23 protein-coding genes are annotated in these 22,046 nt (G+C 56.1%); 19 read left to right on the forward strand and 4 right to left on the reverse strand.

The features are described 5' to 3' along the window. Window positions 1-24 precede the first annotated feature (24 nt). Window positions 25-507, forward strand: a complete 483-nt coding sequence (locus ACQG2G_RS10820; RefSeq protein ID WP_045294042.1) for a GNAT family N-acetyltransferase — start codon at window positions 25-27, stop codon at window positions 505-507. Here the strand turns inward: ACQG2G_RS10820 and ptrR are convergent. Then, window positions 461-1,339 carry a putrescine utilization regulator PtrR gene (gene ptrR / locus ACQG2G_RS10825; RefSeq protein ID WP_013096613.1) on the reverse strand — a complete coding sequence of 293 codons (879 nt, stop codon included), beginning with the start codon at window positions 1,337-1,339 and terminating at the stop codon, window positions 461-463. The genes ACQG2G_RS10820 and ptrR overlap by 47 nt on opposite strands. Before the next feature lie 99 nt (window positions 1,340-1,438). Between ptrR and sad the strand changes: the two genes are divergently transcribed. From sad to ACQG2G_RS10875, 10 genes are all read left to right on the forward strand, one after another. Next, window positions 1,439-2,827, forward strand: coding sequence for a succinate-semialdehyde dehydrogenase (gene sad, locus ACQG2G_RS10830; protein WP_236276213.1), 1,389 nt, complete (start codon window positions 1,439-1,441; stop codon window positions 2,825-2,827). 116 nt (window positions 2,828-2,943) lie between these two features. Further along, window positions 2,944-4,533 (forward strand): methyl-accepting chemotaxis protein, encoded by a 1,590-nt coding sequence (locus tag ACQG2G_RS10835; RefSeq protein ID WP_048972133.1) that lies wholly within the window; start codon window positions 2,944-2,946, stop codon window positions 4,531-4,533. A gap of 64 nt (window positions 4,534-4,597) precedes the next feature. After that, complete coding sequence (gene glsB / locus ACQG2G_RS10840) at window positions 4,598-5,524, forward strand: glutaminase B (RefSeq protein ID WP_013096610.1); 927 nt, start codon at window positions 4,598-4,600, stop codon at window positions 5,522-5,524. Continuing rightward, window positions 5,524-5,880, forward strand: a complete 357-nt coding sequence (locus ACQG2G_RS10845; protein ID WP_061771832.1) for a DUF4186 domain-containing protein — start codon at window positions 5,524-5,526, stop codon at window positions 5,878-5,880. The genes glsB and ACQG2G_RS10845 overlap by 1 nt, the downstream gene beginning before the upstream one ends. Window positions 5,881-5,992: 112 nt before the next feature. After that, window positions 5,993-7,432 carry a GGDEF domain-containing protein gene (locus tag ACQG2G_RS10850; protein ID WP_248078518.1) on the forward strand — a complete coding sequence of 480 codons (1,440 nt, stop codon included), beginning with the start codon at window positions 5,993-5,995 and terminating at the stop codon, window positions 7,430-7,432. Between the two features lie 176 nt (window positions 7,433-7,608). Then, entirely contained in the window at window positions 7,609-8,601 is a 993-nt protein-coding gene (locus ACQG2G_RS10855) for a sensor domain-containing diguanylate cyclase (RefSeq protein ID WP_061772235.1), read from the forward strand. A 53-nt stretch (window positions 8,602-8,654) separates the two neighbouring features. Next, window positions 8,655-9,620, forward strand: coding sequence for a sensor domain-containing diguanylate cyclase (locus ACQG2G_RS10860; protein ID WP_023619571.1), 966 nt, complete (start codon window positions 8,655-8,657; stop codon window positions 9,618-9,620). 82 nt (window positions 9,621-9,702) lie between these two features. Continuing rightward, the gene (locus tag ACQG2G_RS10865) at window positions 9,703-10,230 is read left to right on the forward strand and encodes a GNAT family N-acetyltransferase (protein WP_061772234.1); all 528 of its coding nucleotides are present in this window, start codon (window positions 9,703-9,705) and stop codon (window positions 10,228-10,230) included. A gap of 117 nt (window positions 10,231-10,347) precedes the next feature. Then, window positions 10,348-11,799: a tagaturonate reductase gene (locus tag ACQG2G_RS10870; RefSeq protein ID WP_236276221.1), complete on the forward strand. Its 1,452-nt coding sequence runs from the start codon at window positions 10,348-10,350 to the stop codon at window positions 11,797-11,799. Between the two features lie 197 nt (window positions 11,800-11,996). Beyond that, a complete protein-coding gene (locus ACQG2G_RS10875) occupies window positions 11,997-12,911 on the forward strand; it encodes a bestrophin family protein (RefSeq protein ID WP_023619574.1) in 915 nt (304 codons plus the stop codon). Here the strand turns inward: ACQG2G_RS10875 and ACQG2G_RS10880 are convergent. After that, window positions 12,899-13,447 carry a GNAT family N-acetyltransferase gene (locus ACQG2G_RS10880; protein ID WP_013096602.1) on the reverse strand — a complete coding sequence of 183 codons (549 nt, stop codon included), beginning with the start codon at window positions 13,445-13,447 and terminating at the stop codon, window positions 12,899-12,901. The genes ACQG2G_RS10875 and ACQG2G_RS10880 overlap by 13 nt on opposite strands. 134 nt (window positions 13,448-13,581) lie before the next feature. Here ACQG2G_RS10880 and ACQG2G_RS10885 point away from each other — a divergent pair, with 134 nt between their 5' ends. From ACQG2G_RS10885 to ACQG2G_RS10915, 7 genes are all read left to right on the forward strand, one after another. Continuing rightward, window positions 13,582-14,169 carry a hypothetical protein gene (locus ACQG2G_RS10885; RefSeq protein ID WP_061771827.1) on the forward strand — a complete coding sequence of 196 codons (588 nt, stop codon included), beginning with the start codon at window positions 13,582-13,584 and terminating at the stop codon, window positions 14,167-14,169. A 9-nt stretch (window positions 14,170-14,178) separates the two neighbouring features. Next, window positions 14,179-14,649, forward strand: a complete 471-nt coding sequence (locus ACQG2G_RS10890) for a GNAT family N-acetyltransferase (RefSeq protein ID WP_061771826.1) — start codon at window positions 14,179-14,181, stop codon at window positions 14,647-14,649. Between the two features lie 12 nt (window positions 14,650-14,661). Next, window positions 14,662-15,102, forward strand: coding sequence for a GNAT family N-acetyltransferase (locus ACQG2G_RS10895; protein WP_061771825.1), 441 nt, complete (start codon window positions 14,662-14,664; stop codon window positions 15,100-15,102). A 145-nt stretch (window positions 15,103-15,247) separates the two neighbouring features. Then, a complete protein-coding gene (locus tag ACQG2G_RS10900) occupies window positions 15,248-16,243 on the forward strand; it encodes an alpha/beta fold hydrolase (RefSeq protein ID WP_248078524.1) in 996 nt (331 codons plus the stop codon). Window positions 16,244-16,287: 44 nt separating this feature from the next. Beyond that, window positions 16,288-17,028 (forward strand): response regulator, encoded by a 741-nt coding sequence (locus ACQG2G_RS10905; RefSeq protein ID WP_020688639.1) that lies wholly within the window; start codon window positions 16,288-16,290, stop codon window positions 17,026-17,028. Next, window positions 17,025-18,320, forward strand: a complete 1,296-nt coding sequence (locus tag ACQG2G_RS10910; RefSeq protein ID WP_236276225.1) for a sensor histidine kinase — start codon at window positions 17,025-17,027, stop codon at window positions 18,318-18,320. Before ACQG2G_RS10905 ends, ACQG2G_RS10910 begins: the two co-directional genes overlap by 4 nt. Window positions 18,321-18,457: 137 nt before the next feature. After that, window positions 18,458-19,648 (forward strand): cytochrome c biogenesis protein/redoxin, encoded by a 1,191-nt coding sequence (locus ACQG2G_RS10915; RefSeq protein ID WP_061772644.1) that lies wholly within the window; start codon window positions 18,458-18,460, stop codon window positions 19,646-19,648. Window positions 19,649-19,654: 6 nt separating this feature from the next. Here the strand turns inward: ACQG2G_RS10915 and tam are convergent, their stop codons facing one another. After that, the gene (gene tam / locus ACQG2G_RS10920; RefSeq protein WP_047024823.1) at window positions 19,655-20,413 is read right to left on the reverse strand and encodes a trans-aconitate 2-methyltransferase; all 759 of its coding nucleotides are present in this window, start codon (window positions 20,411-20,413) and stop codon (window positions 19,655-19,657) included. 83 nt (window positions 20,414-20,496) lie between these two features. After that, window positions 20,497-21,081, reverse strand: coding sequence for an NUDIX domain-containing protein (locus ACQG2G_RS10925; protein ID WP_061772643.1), 585 nt, complete (start codon window positions 21,079-21,081; stop codon window positions 20,497-20,499). 86 nt (window positions 21,082-21,167) lie between these two features. Between ACQG2G_RS10925 and ACQG2G_RS10930 the strand changes: the two genes are divergently transcribed. Then, a complete protein-coding gene (locus ACQG2G_RS10930) occupies window positions 21,168-21,935 on the forward strand; it encodes a DeoR/GlpR family DNA-binding transcription regulator (RefSeq protein ID WP_061772642.1) in 768 nt (255 codons plus the stop codon). Window positions 21,936-22,046: the final 111 nt, after the last annotated feature.

The raw sequence follows: 22,046 nt of genomic DNA on the forward strand, positions 1-22,046 counted from the left end.
CACAAAAAAAGCAAGGAGCCTGCCATGTATTCCATTACCTCTGAATCTGCCCGTCATCCGGACATCCTCAAGCTGATCGCGGCGCTTGACCGTTATCAGAGCGAACTCTATCCCGCTGAAAGCAATCATCTGCTCGATCTGGCTGCGCTGCCTGAAGCCTCGCTTATCCTGATGATCATTCGCGACCCGCAGCTGCAGGCCGTGGGATGTGGCGCCGTGGTGCTTAATGGCGACGGTACCGGGGAGATGAAACGGGTCTATATCGATCCGGCCCATCGCGGGCAACATCTGGGCGAGAAGCTGCTTGCTGCCCTTGAGGATGAAGCCCTGAGTCGTCACTGCCACACCGTGCGCCTGGAGACAGGGATCAAGCAACACGCCGCCATTCGCCTGTATGAACAGTGCGGATATGAACGCCGTCCGGCGTTTGCGCCGTATGTCGACGATCCGCTGAGCCTGTTTATGGAGAAGGCTCTGGTTGTCGACGTTCGTTTAGCAGCGCTATAAACGCTTCGAGCTGGCGGGTCATCGCCCCACGACGCCACACCAGCCAGGTGGTCAGCCAGCGCCAGTTCTCCGCCAGCGGCCACGCTTCTACTTGATGATGCCCCGGCATGCTCTCCAGCATGGAGCGGGGCATTAGCGCAATACCCGCCCCTGCAATCACGCAGGCGAGCATACCGTGATACGACTCCATCTCATGGATCCGCCCGGGCGTGGCGCGGTCTGCGTGAAACCAGCTTTCCAGATGACGTCGATACGAACAGTTCGCGCGAAACGCGTAGACGTCGCTGCCGCTTACCTGCGCGGCGCGCGTCACCTCCGCATGTCCGGCGGGGGTGACCAGCATCATCTCTTCCCGGTAGACCGGCATGCCTTCCAGCTCCGGGTGTGAAAGTGGCCCGTCGACAAACGCCGCGCTTAAGGTGCCTTCCAGAACGCCGTCAATCATCGTTCCGGACGGGCCGGTAGAGAGCGCGAACTGAATGCGCGGATAACGCTGGTTAAACGCCGCCAGACTTTCCGGGATCCGCACGGCGGCGGTGCTCTCCAGGGCGCCAAGGGCAAATAACCCCTGAGGCTCATCACCGGCGACAACCATGCGCGCCTCGTCAACCAGCGCCAGGATCTGCTTACTGTAGCGCAGAAAGTTGTGCCCGGCGGGAGATAAGCGCAAACGCTGGCTCTCCCGGATAAACAACTCAACGCCGAGATCGGCCTCAAGCTGGCGGATGCGGGTGGTGAGGTTAGACGGAACGCGATGCACTTTCTGCGCCGCCTGGGTAATGCTGCCGGTCAGGGCTACGGCGTTAAACATTTCAAGCTGAGTTAAATCCATAGCATTCTCGATTCGTGAATAAGGTGGTTAGTATTATTCATTTTTAAGAAATAGCAGAGTGGGCCACAATCAATCAACCGATATTACGTGGAGAACATCATGACTTATTCATCTGCTACGCATGCCCTCTCTGTTAACCCGGCGACAGGCGAGACGCTGGCCGCATATCCCTGGGCCACATCCGAAGAGGTCGAACAGGCAATCACCCTGGCTGATGCCGGTTTTCGCCAGTGGCGAGGAGAGAGCGTCTCACACCGGGCACAAAAGCTGCGCGACCTGGGGGCAGCACTGCGCCAGCGTGGGGAAGAGATGGCGCAAATGATCTCCCGGGAAATGGGCAAGCCGATTGTGCAGGCGCGGGCGGAAGTGGCCAAATCTGCGGGTCTGTGCGACTGGTATGCGGAACATGGCCCGGCGATGCTGCGTGCGGAGCCCACGCTGGTGGAAAACCAAAACGCGGTCATTGAATACCGTCCGCTGGGGCCGATTCTTGCGGTTATGCCGTGGAACTTCCCGCTCTGGCAGGTACTGCGCGGTGCGGTGCCGATCCTGCTGGCAGGTAACAGCTATCTGCTCAAACACGCACCGAACGTCCTTGGTTCTGCAGCGCTGATTGGGCAAATCTTTGCTGATGCCGGTATTGCGCAAGGCGTCTTTGGCTGGGTGAATGCCACCAATGATGGCGTGAGCCAGGCGATCAACGATCGTCGTATTGCAGCGGTCACCGTCACCGGTAGCGTGCGTGCAGGTGCGGCGATAGGGGCTCAGGCGGGAGCGGCGCTGAAAAAATGCGTTCTGGAGTTGGGCGGCTCCGATCCGTTTATCGTGCTGAATGATGCCGATCTGGATCTGGCCGTTCGTGCGGCCGTCACGGGACGTTATCAGAACACCGGGCAGGTTTGCGCGGCGGCAAAGCGCTTTATTATCGAAGAGGGTATTGCCGATGACTTTACCCGGCGTTTTGTTGCGGCGGTTACGGCGCTGAAGATGGGAGCACCGGATCGGGAAGAGAATGATATTGGCCCGATGGCGCGTTTCGATCTGCGTGACGAACTGCATCAGCAGGTGCAGGCCACGCTCGCGGAAGGGGCCACCCTGCTGCTGGGCGGCGAGAAAATCAGCGGGGAGGGCAACTATTACGCGCCAACCGTGCTGAGCCATGTCGCCCCGACAATGACCGCCTTCCGTCAGGAGCTGTTTGGTCCGGTTGCGGCGATTACAGTAGCGAAGGATGCGGAACATGCCCTGCAGCTTGCCAACGACAGCGACTTTGGTCTCTCTGCCACGGTGTTTACCGCCAACGAAGCGCTGGCCGGGAGATTCTCCCGCGAGCTGGAGTGCGGCGGGGTGTTTATCAATGGCTTTAGCGCCAGTGACGCGCGCGTGGCCTTTGGCGGCGTGAAGAAAAGTGGTTTTGGCCGTGAGCTTTCCCACTTTGGTTTGCACGAGTTTTGTAACGTGCAGACGGTGTGGAAGAACAGAGTGTAACCGCCATCCTTACAGAGGCCCTGACGACGAGGGCCTCTGTCATTTCTCTGCAATGGTTCTGTCATTTTCGTTTCGTAGACTCGCACGCGTCTAACGTCTTGTTACTGAAGAAAATTATGAACCTAACGCAAATTTATCGTCGTATTGCGCAGCGCATTATCCCCCGCCAGTTTGGTCTGCTTACCGGTATCTTTTGTATTATCGGCCTCTTTTCCGCCCTGCAACTCTCCTCGTCGTTCCTGCTCAATGCCTCCCTTAAGGAAGCGCAACGCAACGAGCAGCAAAACCTGCTGGCGTACCAGCAGCAGAGCAAGCTGGATCTGGCTCGCGTTTCCCTGCTAGCCGCAAGCGATCTGCTTAACCGCTCCGGCGTCTGGTTTATGCAGGATAAAGAGACCGGCTCCGAGGGCAGCTGGCACAGCCTGATGGACGACGCGCAAAAGGCGCTGGCTGTTTCGCAGCAGGCGTGGAATGCCTGGCTGGCGCTTAATCCGCCAAAAGATGACGCCCTGGTGAACAGCTATCAGCTTTTTTACGGCGCGATAAAAGAGCAGGCGGAAGGGCTGGTGAAAACCAACACCATCGATGCGTTTTTTGCCGTGCCGGCGCAGGCGTTTCAGACCGACTTTAATGACAACTATGCCCGCTATCAGCAAGCAAGCGAGAAGCAGGCGCTCAAAGGGCGTCAGTCGTTGATTGCGCAGCTCTCCGGTCTGCAAACGCTGTTCCTGCTTGCGCCTGTTCTGTTGCTCGCTATTGCGGTTGCCGTCTGGTTCGGGATGTCCCGGTGGGTGATTACCCCGTTGCGGCGCTTGATTGCGCATATCAACCGGCTGGCCGCGGGCGATCTCTCCGGTACCCCTCCTGGCGTGACGCGTTTTAACCGTGAAATTGCCCAGCTCAGCGACAGTATTGCCACCATGCAGAACGGGCTACAGCAGCTGGTGACCCAGGTCAGCGATGCGACCACCGCCATGGTGGAAAATATTGGCGCACTGGCGCAGGGCAATCAAAAGCTGTATCACCAGTCGGCACGTCAGGCCAAAGAGCTGGAAGACGTGACGGCGCATATCGCGACTCTGGAAACCCACGTAGAAGGCAACACGGGCTATGCGAAGCTTGCCAGCTCGCGGGCGGATGAGGCGCGCCAGGCCGCGGCGGGAGGGGATCAGATGATGTCGACCGTCAATGCGTCGATGCAGGCGATCGTCGACCGATCCTCAGAGATGCGGGGGATCGTGGCCATGATCGACAGCGTCGCGTTTCAGACCAACATTCTGGCACTGAATGCGGCAATTGAAGCGGCTCACGCGGGAAACCAGGGGCGCGGGTTTGCCGTTGTCGCTCGTGAAGTGGGGCTGCTGGCGAGGAAGAGCAGCCATTCGACGCAAACCATTCAGGAGCTTATCAACCGTTCCCTTCAGGGGATCGAAGACGGGTCACGGGCCGTTAACCGTCTGGAAGATAACCTGCAGCAGGTGACGGGGCTGGTGGGAACATTAAGCAGTTTGCTGAATGAGATCTCCGCGGCCACGCTGAGTCAGGGGGAGAGTATTCATCAGATGACGCGCCAGCTTCAGGCGCTGAATCAGGTGTCGCGGCAGACCGACAGCCTTGTCTCTGACGCGTCTGATGCCTCTGAGCGCCTGCACAAACAGTCGGATCTTTTATTGCAGGCGGTTTCGCGTTTTCGTCTCAGTGCCTGACGCAACACATAAGCGTCTGTTATACTCGCAGCCCGTTTTAGCCTGAGGGCAAGGAGCAAAGAGAGTGGCTGCGGTCATCCATAATGAGATGCTGGACGAGATTCTGGCGCAGGTTCGTCCGTTACTTGGAAAAGGAAAGGTTGCCGACTATATTCCGGCCCTTGCCTCGGTCAGCGGGAATAAGCTGGGAATTGCAATTTGTACGATAGACGGTCAGCGTTACCAGGCCGGTGACGCCACGGAACGTTTTTCCATCCAGTCTATTTCGAAAGTGCTGAGTCTGGTTGCGGCCATGCGACAGTACGAGGAAGAGGAGATCTGGCAACGGGTGGGTAAAGATCCCTCCGGGCAGCCGTTTAACTCTCTGCTTCAGCTTGAGATTGAACAGGGTAAACCGCGTAACCCCTTTATCAATGCCGGGGCGCTGGTGGTCTGCGATATGCTGCAAAGCCGTCTCAGCGCGCCACGCCAGCGCATGCTTGAAATTGTTCGCCAGCTCTCAGGCGTTGACGATATTGCTTATGATTCAGTGGTCGCCCGTTCGGAGTTCGAGCACTCTGCGCGTAATGCCGCCATTGCCTGGTTGATGAAATCGTTCGGCAATTTCCATAATGATGTGGCGACCGTACTGCAAAACTATTTCCACTACTGCGCGCTGAAAATGAGCTGCGTGGAGCTGGCGCAGACCTTCCTGTTCCTTGCTCACCAGGGGCACGCACCGCATCTCGATCAGGAGGTGGTCTCACCTATGCAGGCGCGTCAGGTCAATGCCCTGATGGCGACTAGCGGGATGTATCAGAACGCGGGCGAATTTGCCTGGCGCGTCGGTCTTCCGGCCAAGTCGGGCGTCGGGGGTGGGGTGGTTGCCATTGTACCGCATGAGATGGCTATTGCTGTCTGGAGCCCGGAGCTGGATGAGACGGGTAATTCACTGGCCGGTGTGGCGGTTCTGGAGAAACTGACCCAACGCCTGGGACGTTCCGTTTACTGATGTCTGACCTGGATCCTCTTTTTTCTCGCCTGACGCGATCGACCTTTCGGTCGCGCTTTCGCTTAGGCACAAAAGAACGACAGTACTGCTGGGACAAAGGTGCCGATACCATTGACCAGCATGCTGCCGACTTTATTGCGAAGCGTCTTGCCCCCGCGCACCCCGTCAACGACGGTAAACAGACCCCCATGCGCGGCCATCCGGTGTTTATTGCCCAGCACGCGACCGCCACCTGCTGTCGCGGCTGTCTGGCGAAATGGCACAACATTCCGCAAGGTGTTCAGCTCACCGCGCAGCAACAGCACTATATCGTCGGCGTGATCCACCACTGGCTGGTGTTGCAGATGAACGCCTGATGTTGATGGGTGCTGATCCTGTTGTAATTGTGTTATAGATGCACGCTATGAGATCCCCCGCGTGGTGACGGGTCAGTTAGTTGCCATAAGTTATTATATGGAATGATATTTAATGCGTTCAGACCCCGCTGCCTTCACGCTTTTTCGCCCTGAATCGCCGCTGCGTAATGCGGCGGGTATCTTTATTCTCACCACCTTGTTCTACTTTATCGGTGCGGAATTACGTCTGGTCGAAGCCTTGTCGCTGTTCTGGCCGCTGAATGGCGTGATGGCGGGCGTCTTTGCCCGTTTTACCTATCTCAATCGCCTGCATAATTATGCGGTGTCGTATGTCGCCATGCTGATGTACGACGCGGTCACCACCAACTGGGGAATGGCCTCGGTGGTCATCAACCTGTCGAATATGGTCTTTATCGTTGTTGTCGCATTGCTGGTGGTGCGTGATAAGCGGTTGATGAAGAAAACCCCCGATCCCATTAATGCGCTGCGGCTGTTCAATTATTGTCTGATCGCCGCCTTATTATGTGCGCTGCTCGGCGCGACCGGGTCGGTGGGGATCGACAGCCATACCTTCTGGCCGCTGTTTGCCGACTGGTTCAGCGAGCAGTTCTCAACCGGCGTGCTCATTTTACCCTGCATGCTCACGGTCAGTATGCCGACGCGGGCATTCAGACTGCGTCTGGAGCAACTTTTACCGGTCATTGCGCTGATTGTCTCGGTGATGGCATCGGTGGTGATTGGCGGGGCGGGAAGCCTTGCCTTTCCGCTGCCGGCGCTGATCTGGTGTGCGGTCCGCTACTCCTTGCCCGCGACCTGTCTGCTGACGTTTCTGACCGGCGGTCTGGAGATCGTTCTGGTCGCTAACTCCATTATCAATATCGCCGTGGGCACGCCGCTCTCTACCCCGATGATGTTCTCCGCCCGACTGGGGATTGCTACCATAGCGATCTGTCCGGTTATGGTCTCCGTCAGTATGGCGGCCATTAATTCGCTCATCCGTCAGGTGTCGTTGCGCGCGGATTATGATTTTCTGACCCACGTTTATTCACGCTCAGGGCTCTATGAGGCGTTAAAGCGGGAAGAGGCGCAGCGGCAGACACGTTTTCTGACCGTGATGCTGCTGGATATCGATTACTTCAAAAGCATCAATGATAACTATGGGCATGAGTGTGGCGACCGCGTGCTGGCCGCGTTTGCCCGCGAGGTTCACCAGGTTGTCGGAGACGACGGTATGGTGGCGCGTATGGGCGGAGAAGAGTTCGCGGTTGTGGTGAACACCGGTGACGCGCAGCACGGCTTTGCGCTGGCGGAACGTATCAGACTCACCATTGCCGCTCATCCGTTTACCTGGCGCCAGCAAACGCTCTATCTGACCGTGAGTATTGGTCTCGGGAGCGGGAAGGCGGCGTCGTGGCAGTTGACCGAAGTATTCAACAGGCTGATGGCCGAAGCAGACGATCATCTCTATCGTTCCAAAAAAGCGGGGAGAAATCGCACCAGTGCGCGTGTGTCAGACGATCCCATTACCCCGACCCCGGAGAGTGAAACCTGAGCGCAGCCTGCATTCTGCCGGGGATGAATCATAACGAATAGCAGATAAATTGCTTGCTAGGTATTTTTAACGTCAATAAGATACCGCAAGAAAGCTATCGGAAAATTCGCAGAATGAATGCAGCTGACAAACTCAGTAGACCCCCTCGTGTACCAGGAAGCCGGTTTGTCAAACGTATGTATCTGATGCGTATTCTCGGCACGTTTCTCTGTTTTGTTCCCATCCTCTCCGTGCTGATTGAACAGAATCGTTCAATCTGGCTGATGTGTTTGCTGGCGTTGAACGCGTTTATCTGGCCTACGCTTGCCTGGTATCGGGCGCGAAATTCGGCCATGCCGCTGGTGACTGAGCATCAGAATCTGGTGCTGGACGCCGGGGCGGGGGGATTCTGGATCGCCATGATGGCGGTCAATCCGCTGCCGTCGGTGGTCATTGCCACCATCATGCTGACCGACCGGCTCTCGGCAGGGGGCGTTACGCTGATGAGAAAGGCGGCCATCACCATGCTGGGCGTTTTTCTGGTGACCTGGCTGACGCAGGGAATGGCGGTGGATATGTACGTTTCGCAGCGCACCATGTTTGCCACGCTGCCTCTGATTGCAATTTATCTGCTGGCACTGAGCATATTAACGGACAGCATTGCGCTGCGCCTGCGGATCAAGAGCCGGGAGCTTGAGCGGATCGCGATGATGGATCCGCTACTGGATATCGCGAACCGACGTCTGCTCGAAAAGCGCATTGACCACGAACTGAATAAACTGCGCCAGACGTGCCGGGAATCGGCCCTGATGTTCATCGATATCGACAATTTTAAAGACGTTAACGATCGTTTTGGTCATAAGGTTGGGGATGCATTGCTGGCGGCCGTCTCGCAAATACTGCATTTGTCGACACGCCCGAACGATACCCCCGCACGCCTTGGCGGCGATGAATTTGTGGTGTTGCTGCCGGATACCACCCTTGAAGAGGCGCAAGTTGTCGCCAGACGCATTATGGATGCGGCTGCAATGAAAAAGGAGGTGGCTCAGGAGACGGTGCATTGCACGCTCAGCATCGGTATCGCCTGTGCCACGCGAGAAATGATAAGCGTAACCGACTGGCTACAGGCCGCGGACAACGCCCTGTACCGCGCCAAGCGGGACGGTAAGAACAGAATATTCGCGCACTGACAATGTCTCTGTTTAGGCTACGCTTTGAGTAACGCTTTGCGTCAGGAGACGTTATGAAAACACCTGCAACCCCAGCAAATGAAATGGAACGTCTGAACTCGCTGCGCGAGTCAGGCCTGCTTGAGATCGACAGTTCCCCGGCGTTTGACCGACTGACACGTCTGGCAAAACGCTTCTTCCAGGTTCCCCTGGCGATGGTCAATCTTATTGATGAACACTCGCTGATTGTGAAGTCGGCCGATGGTCAGGCGCCTGAAACCGTTCCGCGTAATATCTCGTTTTGCGGCCATACGATCCTCAGCGAAGCGCCGCTGGTGGTTGCCGATATGCGTCAGGACGATCGATTTGCCGATAACCCGCTGGTGGCCGGTGAGCCTGGCGTAAGGTTCTATGCCGGTTTTCCACTGCGTTTACGTGACGGGGCGAGCGTGGGATCGCTGTGCCTGATTGATTATTCTCCTCGTGAATTTTCCGCTGCCGATCTTGCCGTGCTGGGCGACCTGAGCGCGCTGGCGGAAGACGAGTTTGCTGCCGTCAGCGCGGCGACAACCGATGAATTAACCGGTCTGTTTAACCGTCGGGGCTTTAACCAGCTGCTCCGCTTCACGCTCTCCGTAGCCAGACGTCGGGCGGAGCCGTTAACTCTGGGCTGGCTGGATCTGGATCGCTTCAAGGAGATTAACGATCGCTACGGACATGAAGAGGGCGACAACGCGCTGAAAGTGATGGCGGAACTGATGCGCACCTCTTTCCGTGAAGCGGATTTGCTGGTTCGCTTTGGCGGCGATGAGTTTGCCGTGCTGTTTGCCGATACCGACGAGCAGGGGGCCTGGATTGCCATGCAGTATCTGGCCGAGCAGGTTGAACAGTACAATGCGCGCAGGCTGCATCCCTGGTCACTCCATTTTTCCTGGGGGCTGAGCGAGTTCGATCATAACGGCAACGATCTGCAGCAGTGGATGAAAGACGCGGATGAAAAAATGTATGCCATGAAGCAGCAGCGCAAGCGCGCAACATGACATAACAAAAGCCTATGTCTGATGTGATTGCGTTACGTAAATGTTAAATGCACAGTGAGCGTATTCAACGAAAGGAAAACCCATGAATACCTCACTGCAGATCAAAACCCTCACCCGGGACGATATTCTCACCCACCTCGATGCGCTGGCCGATATCCTTGAAAATTGTGTCAGGGGCGGCGCTTCCGTCAGTTTTATGTTGCCATTCAGTACCGATAAAGCTCGTGCTTTCTGGCAGGATATTGCCGGGAGCGTAGAGCGTAACGAACGCGTTGTGCTGGCCAGCATCGATTCTCAGGATGGCGTGATTGGCACCGTGCAGCTCATTACCGATCAGCCGGAAAACCAGCCGCATCGTGCCGATGTGGCAAAGCTGCTGGTGCATGAAAAAGCGCGTCGTAAAGGTGTCGCGATGGCGCTAATGGAGGCGCTGGAAGTGCAGGCCAGAGCAAGAGACATCTCGGTGCTGGTGCTGGATACCTCAACCGGCAGCGGAGCGGAGACCTTCTACCAGCGTGCTGGCTGGCAAAAAGTGGGGGAGATCCCGCGTTATGCGCTGATGCCGGACGGCGCGATGACTGCCACATCGGTCTTCTATAAGTTCTTGTGATTATTTCCCTCAATGACGTGATGAATTGATCAAAAGCGGGGTTCTGGTCGAAAACCTCTGGTAAGTTATCATACCAATTTAATCAGGTTGTACGACTAATCATAAAAGGACCCCATTGTGAACACACTTAACCGTCGTGATTTCCCCGGTGCTCTCTACCCCGAACGAATCATTCAGTTTGGCGAGGGCAATTTCCTGCGTGCGTTTGTCGACTGGCAAATCGACCTGTTAAACGAACATACCGATCTCAATGCCGGCGTCGTGGTCGTACGCCCAATTCAAAGCGACTTCCCGCCGTCATTAAGCACTCAGGATGGCCTGTATACCACGATCATTCGTGGTCTGAATGAGCAGGGCGAGGCGGTCAGCGAAGCGCGTCTTATCCGCTCGGTGAATCGAGAGATCAGCGTCTACAGCCAGTACGATGAATTTCTGAAACTGGCGCACAATCCGGAGATGCGTTTTGTCTTCTCCAACACCACCGAGGCGGGGATTAGCTGGCACGCGGGCGATCGTTTCGAAGATGCGCCAGCGGTGAGCTATCCAGCGAAGCTGACGCGGCTGCTGTTTGAGCGCTTCAGCCATTTTAACGGCGCAGCGGACAAAGGCTGGATCATCATTCCGTGCGAGCTAATAGACTATAACGGCGAAGCGCTGCGCGAACTGGTGCTGCGCTATGCACAGGCATGGGCACTGCCAGCGGAATTTATTCAGTGGCTGAATGCGCATAACAGCTTCTGCTCCACGTTAGTTGACCGCATTGTAACGGGGTATCCGCGCGACGAAGCGGCGACGCTGGAAGCCGGGCTTGGCTATCACGATGCGTTCCTGGATACCGCTGAACATTTCTACCTGTTTGTTATTCAGGGGCCTGAATCCCTGGCCAGCGAACTGCGTCTGGACAAATTCCCGCTAAACGTGCGGATTGTGGATGACATTAAGCCGTACAAGGAGCGCAAAGTGGCGATTCTCAACGGCGCGCACACAGCGCTGGTGCCGGTGGCGTTCCAGGCGGGGCTGGATACGGTGGGCGAGGCGATGAACGATGCTGACATATGCGCGTTTATCGAAAAAGCGATCTATGAGGAAATCATTCCGGTCCTGGATTTGCCGCGTGATGAACTGGCCTCTTTCGCCAGCGCCGTTACGGGTCGTTTCCGCAATCCGTATATCAAGCATCAGCTGCTGTCGATTGCCCTTAACGGCATGACCAAGTATCGCACGCGCATTCTGCCGCAGCTGTTGGCGGGGGTGAGGGCATCTGGCACGTTGCCCGCTCGCCTGACGTTCGCGCTGGCCGCACTGATCGCGTTCTACCGTGCAGAGCGTAACGGGGAGTACTATCCGGTGCAGGATGATGCGCACTGGCTTGCTCGTTACCAACAGCTGTGGGCGCAGCATCACGATAAACAGATCACCACCCGCGAGCTGGTCGCCTCCGTTTTAAGCGTTACTGAGCACTGGGAGCAGGATTTAACTCAGGTAGAGGGTCTTGTCGGTCATGTTTCGCGCGATCTCGACGCGATTCTGCAACAGGGGATGCGGGCCGCAGTAAAACCGCTTTGTTAAAACATGCCCGGCTTCGGCCGGGTATTTTATACCGCATTAGTTACAACATACTATGGACTCGTTTATGTAAAACAGGCTGTAGCACCGTGCGGTTTATTGCTTATCAGGTGATAAAATGCAATCTGTTATTAACAAGCTTGCAACCGTGACAGGGATCACGTTTAATAACGCGGCTCTTTCCTTTCCTGAAGCTGACTATGATTGTTCGTCCCAAACAGCACTGGCTACAACTGATTTTCGTCTGGCACGGTTCGGTACTTCCTAAAATCTATACCCGGTTGTTACTTAACTTCCTGCTATCCATCGCCGTTATTCTGATGCTGCCGTGGTATACCTCGCTGGGCATCAAATTTACCGTTGCGCCGTTCAGCATCCTGGGTGTGGCCATCGCTATCTTTCTGGGGTTCAGAAACAACGCCTGTTATTCACGCTACGTTGAGGCTCGCCAGCTGTGGGGGCAACTGATGATAGCGGCACGCTCGTTATTTCGCGAGGTTAAAAACACCTTGCCGGATGATAAACATCTGGGTGAGTTCGTCCGCCTGCAGATCGCCTTTGCCCATTGTCTGCGCATGACCCTGCGTCGTGAAAAGGGGGAAGGGCAACTGGCGCGCTATCTGGCGGCGGAGGATTTACGCAACGTCATGGCCGCCAATTCCCCGGCGAACCGTATTCTGCTTATCATGGGTGAATGGCTGGCCGTCAGACGCCGTAACGGAGACCTCTCCGATATTCTGTTCCACAGCCTGAACAACCGTCTCAACGATATGTCGATTGTCCTGTCAGGCTGCGAGCGCATCGCCACCACGCCCGTGCCATTTGCTTATACGCTTATCCTGCACCGTACGGTCTATCTGTTCTGCATCATGCTGCCGTTCGCGCTGGTCGTTGACCTGCACTACATGACGCCGTTTGTCTCTGCGCTGATTTCGTATACCTTTATTTCGCTGGATACGCTGGCAGAAGAGCTGGAAGATCCGTTTGGTACCGAAGACAACGACCTGCCGCTGGACGCCATCTGCAACATGATGGAACGCGATCTGCTGCAGATGAACGATGAAGAGAACATTCCGGAAAGGCTGATGCCGGATAAGTATTATCAGCTGACCTGACGGGCGTTCCACTCGTCCCGGGTGATTTCCCACAGCTCAGAATCGAGCATACCGCTGACGTACGCTTTCTTTTCCGTTCTGATAAGCCGCATGCCGCTACTGTCTGAAATACGACGGGAGCGGCTATTGGCGGCTGCCTTCGGCGCGCGCAATACGGGTTTGTTCAGCGTGTTAAACCAGTAATCCGTTGCCGCAATGCTGGCTTCGCGCATATATCCCTTTCCCTGAAACTCCGGCGCCAGCCAAAACCCGCGGTTGTTATCTTCCACATCGTACAAACAGATAACCCCCATCAGTTCGTCCGGCGCTTCACGACGGCGGATGCTCCAGAACCAGGCAATCCCTTTCGCCATATCCGGCAGCGCCACGTTGTTGACATAGTTTTCCGCGCCGTTATCCGGGTAGGGCCAGGGCACGGAAGAGACCAGATAGCGGACGATCTCCCAGCGCGGATAGCGCTTTTGTATCTGAACGGCATCTTCGGCAACCAGCGGTTTTAGCAGCAAGCGTTCTGTCGTGAGCGTCGGTATCGTCATCCGCAGATCTCCATATTTAAGCGTTATGATTTTGTTTGCGTTCTGGTATTTTCATCTCTATCACATTCAGTTGAGGCGTGCTGAGTTTATACCCTACCAAAAATAGGCATCATTTCTTCAATGGCGAAATTTTAATGCGCTTGTGGTCTCTTTTCACCGGACGTGTTTTCCAGGATCTCCTGCAGCATGGCAAAGAGATCGAGGAGGCCATTGCTCGTCGTGATACCCGTGTTTTGAATCATTCCACCCCCGAGCTGGAAGGGTATTTTTCTCGCCCCCTCAGCGAGTTGCCGCGTCAAAATCCTTACCCGGTAGCGGCGCTGTTACCTCTTTTTTTAGTGGCGTTTGCGTTAAACCTTCTGCCTTTTCTCAGCGTGTTGCAGGGTTTGTCACCTTTACATCATGCACTGTGTTTTTTCGTACCATCATTAATAATGACAGGCGCGCTCATTGTTATCAGCGTGCTTCTGGCCCGAGGGATGACGTCAGGATTGTTGGGGGTTATGACGGTGTTCATCATTCTGCTGGTCGTGACACTCGCTCAGGGGCTGCATCTGCTGTTTTCTCATGACGGAAGCCTTTGGCCACTGGTCATCGCATCCTCCGCGCTGATACTTTGTCGGAGGGTGATGAACAGCAGCGGCTTTGTGCTGTTTACCCTCTATTGTCGCACTCAGCGTCTTGCCAGAGTGGCTCGTGAAATCCGGTTAAAAAGTCGTTAAAGAGGTAATATGACATTACGAAAAGCGCATCCGCAGGAAGCCGAAATACTCTGGAATATTCGCAATCAGGCGATTCGTCACGGCTGTAAAACCAGTTACGACGCGGACGTCATTGCGCGCTGGACGCCCGATCCGATGCCCGAGCACTACCGGCAAATGGTCATTGAATACCCTTTTTATGTGGTGGAAGATGAAAAGGGCGACATTGCGGCAACCGGCTATCTTGATCTGGAGACCCACTGTCTGGAGGCGATATTCACCTTGCCTGCAGCATCCGGTAAAGGCATGGCGACCCGGATTGTCGAGGCGCTCAAACAGGAGGCCCATAGCCGGGGGATAACCCGCCTGACGCTTGATGCAACGCCTAACGCCCGGTCGTTTTACCAGAAGCTCGGGTTTGTCACGCTGAGCGAAAAGTATCATCACTCGCGCATGGCGGGCGCTGATTTACGCTGTTTTGAAATGGCGATCAACTTGTAATGTGAGGAACGCATGGCTGTCACGGTAAGACCTTTACGCGCAGACGATTACTCCCACTGGCGACCGCTGTGGGACGGGTATACCCATTTTTATGACTGTTTTCTCGATGAATCGGTTACCGCAGCGACATGGGAAAGGGCGCTCTCAGCGCATTCACCGATGTTCTGCCGCGTAGTAGAGAAAGACGAAAAGGTTATCGGTTTCGCGATGTGCATTCTCCACGAAGGCACATGGTCAACGGCCCCGGTTTGCTACCTGGAAGATCTGTTTGTCGATGCCACCGAACGCGGTGCGGGGGCCGGGAAGGCGCTCATTGATGCCCTGATAGCCGAAGGCAAGCGCGAAGGGTGGTCGAAACTGTATTGGGTGACCCGGGAGAACAACCCGGCGCGTAAACTCTATGACAAATACGGCAAAGCTGACGATTACGTACGCTACCGCCTCTCGCTGTAAGCCTGAATCACCTGTGTTTGTATCACACTGTATCTGCGTACCGGATACATACACAGGATTGCAATAAACCCCCTTTCGCACATATCCGCTATACAAACGCGTGTTGTTATATCCCCGTCAACTGTTCTTAACCGGAGATACCAACATGTTCAGCAAAGTCGCGTATTCAACCCTGGCGTTAACCGTTTCTCTTGGCACCGTCATGTCCTGTCAGGCCGAAGTCACCGGCAAAGATGTTGCCGCAGCCTTCGATCACCCTCAGCAAATTAACGCTGGCGATCTGAATATCGGCTATGTCGATATCGGACCAAAAGAGGGACAGCCGGTGATTCTGTTACATGGCTGGCCCTACGATATTCACAGCTATGCCGAAGTCGCACCCGCGCTGGCGGCAAAAGGCTACCGGGTCATTGTGCCTTCGCTGCGCGGCTACGGCACCACGCGCTTCCTGTCAGCAAGCACGCCGCGTAACGGCCAGCCTTCGGCCATGGCGAAAGATATCGTTAACCTGATGGATGCCCTCAACATTAAGCAGGCAGTTTTTGCGGGATACGACTGGGGCGCCCGTACGGCGGACATTGTCGCGGCGCTGTGGCCTGAACGCGTCAAATCCCTTGTTTCGGTAAGTGGCTATCTCATCAGCAGCCAGCAGATTGGTAAACAGCCGCTGCCGCCAAAAGCAGAGCAGCAGTGGTGGTATCAGTTCTATTTCGCAACAGAACGCGGTGCCGAAGGCTATGCCAAAAATACCCATGACTTCGCCCGTCTGATCTGGTCTCAGGCCTCACCAGACTGGAAGTTTTCCGATGCAACCTTTAACGCCAGCGCAAAATCCCTGGATAACCCCGATCACGTCGCGGTTACACTCAGCAACTATCGCTGGCGTTTAGGCCTCGAAAAAGGCGAGCGTAAATACGACAGCTACGAGCAAAAGCTGGCGACATTGCCAAATATCACCGTTCCGACAATCACCATCGAAGGCGGCAACAACGGGGCGCCACATCCTGCGCCGCAAGCCTATGCCGGTAAATTCACCGGTAAATATGAACACCGCACCTTTGGGGCCACCGTGGGGCACAACCCGCCGCAGGAGGATCCGCAGGATTTCGTCAAGGCGGTTATCGACGCGGATAAGCTGTGATATGTGCTATTTTCAATACGTTACCCCTCAGTCAGGAGATCCCGGTGGAGCATATTGATCATATCCTTGTCGTCGATGACGACAGGGATATTCGTGAATTGATTGTCGACTATCTCGTCAAGTCGGGCTATCGCGCGTCTGGCGCGGCAAACGGCAAAGAGATGCGGGCCGTGCTAGATAAACAGCATGTCGATCTGGTGGTGCTGGACGTGATGATGCCAGGCGATGACGGATTAACGCTCTGCCGGGGACTGCGCAGCGGTAAACATAAAGATCTGCCGATCCTGATGCTGACCGCGCGCAACGAAGAGACAGACCGGATCCTGGGGCTGGAAATGGGGGCCGATGACTATGTCGTGAAGCCCTTTGTTGCACGCGAACTGCTGGCACGTATCAAAGCCATTTTGCGCCGTTTTCGTACCATGCCACCCAATCTGCAGGTGACCGAGGCCGGGCGCCTGGTGATGTTCGGCGACTGGCAACTGGACACCGTTGCTCGTCACCTGATCGACAGCGAGGGGATGATTGTGGCACTCAGCGGGGCGGAATACCGTCTTCTGCGCGTGTTCCTTGACCATCCTCAGCGTGTGCTGAGCCGCGATCAGTTGCTTAACCTGACCCAGGGGCGAGATGCTGAACTCTTTGAGCGCTCGATTGATCTTCTGGTCAGTCGGGTTCGTCAGCGACTGAATGAAGATGCCCGCACGCCGGCCTACATCAAGACCGTTCGCAGCGAAGGGTACGTTTTTACCATGCCGGTGATCATCAAAGAGGCCAATGAATGAGGCTCTGGCCACGCTCGTTACTGACGCGACTGCTGATCATCGTGATGCTGGGGCTCCTGCTGGCCAACGCGCTCAGCCTCACGCTGGTCATGCTTGAGCGGATGCGCAGCGCCCGCACGGTGATGCTCGGCAACCTGGAATATGACGTTTCCACCAGTGTGGCCATCCTCGACCGGCTTCCCGCGGGGGAGCGTCCAGCCTGGCTGGAACGACTGGCGCGGGGGAACTATCGCTACATTCTGGGCACCGGTGAACCGGGGCCCGCACCGCATGACAAACGCTCGCAGGATGCCATCCGCACCCTGACAGAGGCGCTGTCGGCAACCTGGCCACTGACGTTTACTGCCGTGCCGGGGCCGGTTTCCCATATTCAGGCCCACCTTACGCTGAGCGATGGTTCGCCGCTAACCATTGACCTTATCCCCCGAATGCCTCCGGTCGCCAGCTGGCTGCCTGTAGTGCTTGTGTTGCAGCTGCTGCTTCTGGCGTTCTGCTCATGGATTGCCGTGCGTCAGGTTATTCGACCCTTTTCTCAGTTTACCCGGGCGGTGGATTCCCTCGACCCGTCAGCAAGCTCGCCAATGACCGAGACAGGGCCAGTCGAGGTGCAACGGGCCGCACACGCCTTTAATGCCATGCAGGCGCGTATCCAGTCTTACCTGCGCGAGCGTGCGCAGATCCTGGCCTCCGTATCGCACGACCTTCAGACTCCGATAACGCGCATGAAGTTGCGCGTCGAAATGGCGGACCAGCCGGAGCTACGGGACAAGTTGCTCAACGACCTGGACAATATGACGCGCCTGGTGCGGGAAGGAATAGCGTATGCCCGGTCATCAGAATCGCTGGAAGAGACCTCGCTCAAGCTGGAGTTGAATGCCTGGATAAACAGCATCGCCAGTGATTACCAGGACATCGGGAAAAACGTGCAGCTTCAGGCAACCGATGCCCGTCTGCCTGTGGTCACGCGTCCGCAGGCGCTACGCCGGGTGATGACCAATCTGCTGGATAATGCGCTGAAATTTGGCGATTACGCCGTCATTACGATTTATTCAGATGCCCATCATGTCACGATCGCCATTCGCGATGGCGGACCGGGGATACCGGACGCCGAACTGGAGGCGGTATTGCAGCCGTTTTATCGGGTGGAAACCTCACGAAACCGCGATACCGGGGGCACCGGATTAGGGCTGGCGATCGCCGCCCAGCTGACTGCGCAGTTAGGCGGGAAATTGCATCTGGCGAACCACGTCGAGGGCGGGTTGGACGTTTCGATTACGCTGCCGCGCGGGTAATTGTACGGTTTTGTATCGGACAGCCCTCATGATACGCGCACAGACAATTCGCGCTGATTTGCACACATCCTGAACATATCGACACGGTGAAATAACCTCACTGCAGCTTCGCAGGGCATCTGTAATGTGAGGTCACTATGTTTCTGATAATCGCTTTTCTGGGCGGGATGATAAGTCTGCTCAGCCCATGCACACTCCCGGTTATTCCACTGCTGTTTGCCGGGTTCCAGGGGCAACGACGGCATATTCTGGCGTTGCTCGCGGGGATGATTGTAATGTTCACCCTCGTGGCACTGGTGGCTACCGCCGCCAGCAGCTGGATCGCCCAGGCGACGATAGCAGGGCGCTGGGTCGCACTGGTTGTACTGGCAATAGCCGCGCTGGCACTCATTTTCCCGACATTCGCCCAGCGTATTGCCGGACCGGCCGTCAGCGCCGGTAATCTCCTCAACACACGCAGCGGGCAGACGCGCGGCATGATCTCTGCCTTTCTGGCCGGGCTGGCCGTCGGGTTGCTCTGGTCACCGTGCGCCGGGCCGATTCTGGGCGCCATCTTCAGCCTGAATATTGCCGGTCATTCCGCCATTGCCACGGGGGCACTGCTGGCCGCTTACGGCAGCGGATGCGCGCTGATGTTGGGGCTGCTGGTTGTCGGTGGTCGCGCGCTGATGGCACCCCTGCGCGCCAGATCGGCATTGATGGAAAGGTTACGCAAGGGGGCGGGCGTGGTGATGTTAGCGACCGTTGCGTTTAACGCCACCGGGATGACATCCGTTCTGAAAGGTGCAAATGGCGTCGCAGACCGCCTGGAAAATTCCCTCCTGAGTCTGGCGAAACCGACGGCGACCCCGGTGAAGCTCCAGCCGGTGGTGATGACCGAGCCCAGCAGCCAGTTGCCCTCCTTAAGCGGCGGAACGGGATGGATAAACGGTGACCCTGTCACGTCTGACTCTCTGCGGGGGAAGGTGGTATTGATTGATTTCTGGACGTGGGACTGCATCAACTGCCAGCATACGCTCCCGCACGTTCGCGACTGGGCCCAAAAGTACCAGGCGCAGGGTCTGGTGGTGATAGGTGTGCATACGCCGGAATACCCGTGGGAAAAACCGCTCGCCTCGGTGCAAAAAGCGGTGACGAAATGGCAGCTCCCGTATCGGGTGGTCACGGATAATAACTATAAGATCTGGAACGCCTTCGGGAATCAGTACTGGCCCGCACACTACTATTTCGATGCCAAAGGACAGCTGCGCTACACCTCCTTTGGCGAAGGCAATTATGACCAGCAGGAAAAAGTCATTCAGCAGTTGCTAAAAGAGGCCCGCTCCTGAGCCGACTTATGGCTGACGTTGCGCAACGATAAACAAGCGTGGAAATGCCAGCAGTATCTGCCCGTTTTCCTGAAGCGGATACTGCTCTTCCAGCAGTTCATGGTAGCGTTGCAGGAACTGCTTCTGCTCGCTTTCATTCAACTCCTGTAACCACGGACGCAGCCCCGTGGCGCTGACCCAGTCAATAATCGCCTGATGCGATCCCATTTTATGGAAATAGGTTGTGCGCCAGATATCCACGTCGCAGCCTGCCTCCGTCAGAATATCGTAATACGCATGGACACCGGGCAGAGGTTCACGGCCTCGATCCGGATAACCTTGTTCAACAGCCACTTCGCGCATCGAGACGTGTGTCGGTTCAAGCCAGTTATCCGGCATCTGGATCGCCAGCACGCCGTTTAGCTTCAGCAGCGAAACCAGATGCGGCAGGAGATCGTAATGGTCAGGGATCCACTGTAGCGAGGCATTCGCATAAATCAGGCTCAGCGGCTGGCCTGGCTTGTACTGCCGGATATCGGCCTCAACAAAGTGGCAATCGGGCAACGCCTGGCGCGCCTCTTCGAGCATCGCCGGTGAGTTATCGACACCGGTGATGTGGGCGGAAGGCCAGCGATGCTTCAACAGCGCGGTGCTGTTTCCCGGTCCGCAGCCTAAGTCAACGATGGTGGACACCTCATCCAGTGGAATTCTGGCGAGCAGTTCAGCAGCAGGGCGCGTGCGTTCGGCACCGTATTGCAGATAAAGCGAAGGGTTCCAGTCGGCCATTTTTGCCTCTCCGTGTTGAATTCATCAGCAAGAATAGCACAGGCAGAGACCCGCACTGGGGCAGGTCTCGACCGACGCAGTGACTACAGAATGCCTTTCAGCGCGATATGGTAAAGCAGCATAATCGTTTTGCCGTCGACAATCCTGCCGGTATCAATACCGCGCAAGGCCTCATCCAGCGGCATTTCCAGCACGTCGATATCTTCTCCCTCTGACTTGATGCCGCCGCCCGCGCTGGCCCGATCCTGCGGGTGATACTCTGCGATATAAAAATAGAGTTTTTCCGTGACGGAGCCTGGACTCATGTAGGCTTCAAACACCTTCTCAACAAGGGAGACACGATATCCGGTCTCTTCTTCCGCTTCCGCTTTGATGCGGCTTTCGGGATCCATGTTATCCAGCAGCCCGGCGGCGGCTTCGATAAGGTCGTCCTCATGACCATTGATAAAGACCGGAAAGCGGAACTGCCGCGTCAGGATCACCGTTCTTTTATCGCGGTTATAGAGCAGTATCGTTGCCCCGTTCCCCCGGTCATACACTTCGCGGCTTTGCCGCTGCCATTCACCGTCGCGTCGCTGCAGCTCGAAGGTATATTTTTTAAGGATGTACCAGTTATCCGACAGCGTTTCATTTTCAATGATGCGTACATCTGCACGTTTCGATTGCACGTTTGCTGCTCCTTACGTAGAGTGATCGTCATAAACAGCATTATCATGCACATTCAAGACAAAACGTGCAACATCAGGAATCCACTATGCTCACCAGTCAGCGAAAACAATTAATCCTCGAGAAGCTTGCCGCTGAAGGCCAGGTCCAGTCTAAAGCGCTCAGTGCACATTTCGCGGTGTCAGAAGACACCATTCGTCGTGATTTGCGTGAGCTGGCGGCAGAAGGGCGTTTACAGCGTGTCCATGGCGGTGCGCTGCCGGCCTCGTCGGCCACTGTGCCGTTTGCCGAGCGTAAATCGGTGAAGATGGACGCGAAAAAAAATGTGGCCCGCAAAGGCGCAAAGCTCATTTCCCCTGGGCAGGTGGTGATTGTCGACGGCGGCACAACTACGTCGGAACTGATCGCGTATTTACCGGCGGATTTACGCATTACCGTGGTCACACACAGCCCGAGCATCGCCCTTGGGCTCGTCGAGCATCCTTCGATTGATGTCATTTTGATCGGCGGGCGTCTGTACAAACACTCCATCGTGACGGTAGGTGCAGCAGCCATTGAGGGCATCGACAATATTCATGCGGATCTGTTCTTCATGGGGGTTACCGGCATCCATCCTGAAGCGGGGCTTACTACCGGCGACTTCGAAGAGGCGTGCATCAAACGTGCATTTTCCGGCAGGGCCGCCGAGACGGTGGTCCTGGCGTCGCCAGAAAAAATTAACACCGCATCATCGTTTGTGATTGGCGAGCTATCGCTAGTCAATACGATTGTCGTGGAAGACGATACCGATCGCGCCTGGATTAACGCGGTCAGGGAGAAGGGCGTCTCCGTGGTGACGACCTCAGATCCGGTTTAATCCCGCGAACTTCAGGCAGGTTCGTGCAATTCGTCAGGCTTGTGGAAGGCTTTGTAAGTTGCATACGAGTATGACTGAACTATGCTCAACATGCAGAGACTCGCCATTCTC

This window comes from Enterobacter cloacae complex sp. 382A5 (assembly GCF_050031095.1).
Classification (GTDB): domain Bacteria; phylum Pseudomonadota; class Gammaproteobacteria; order Enterobacterales; family Enterobacteriaceae; genus Enterobacter; species Enterobacter cloacae.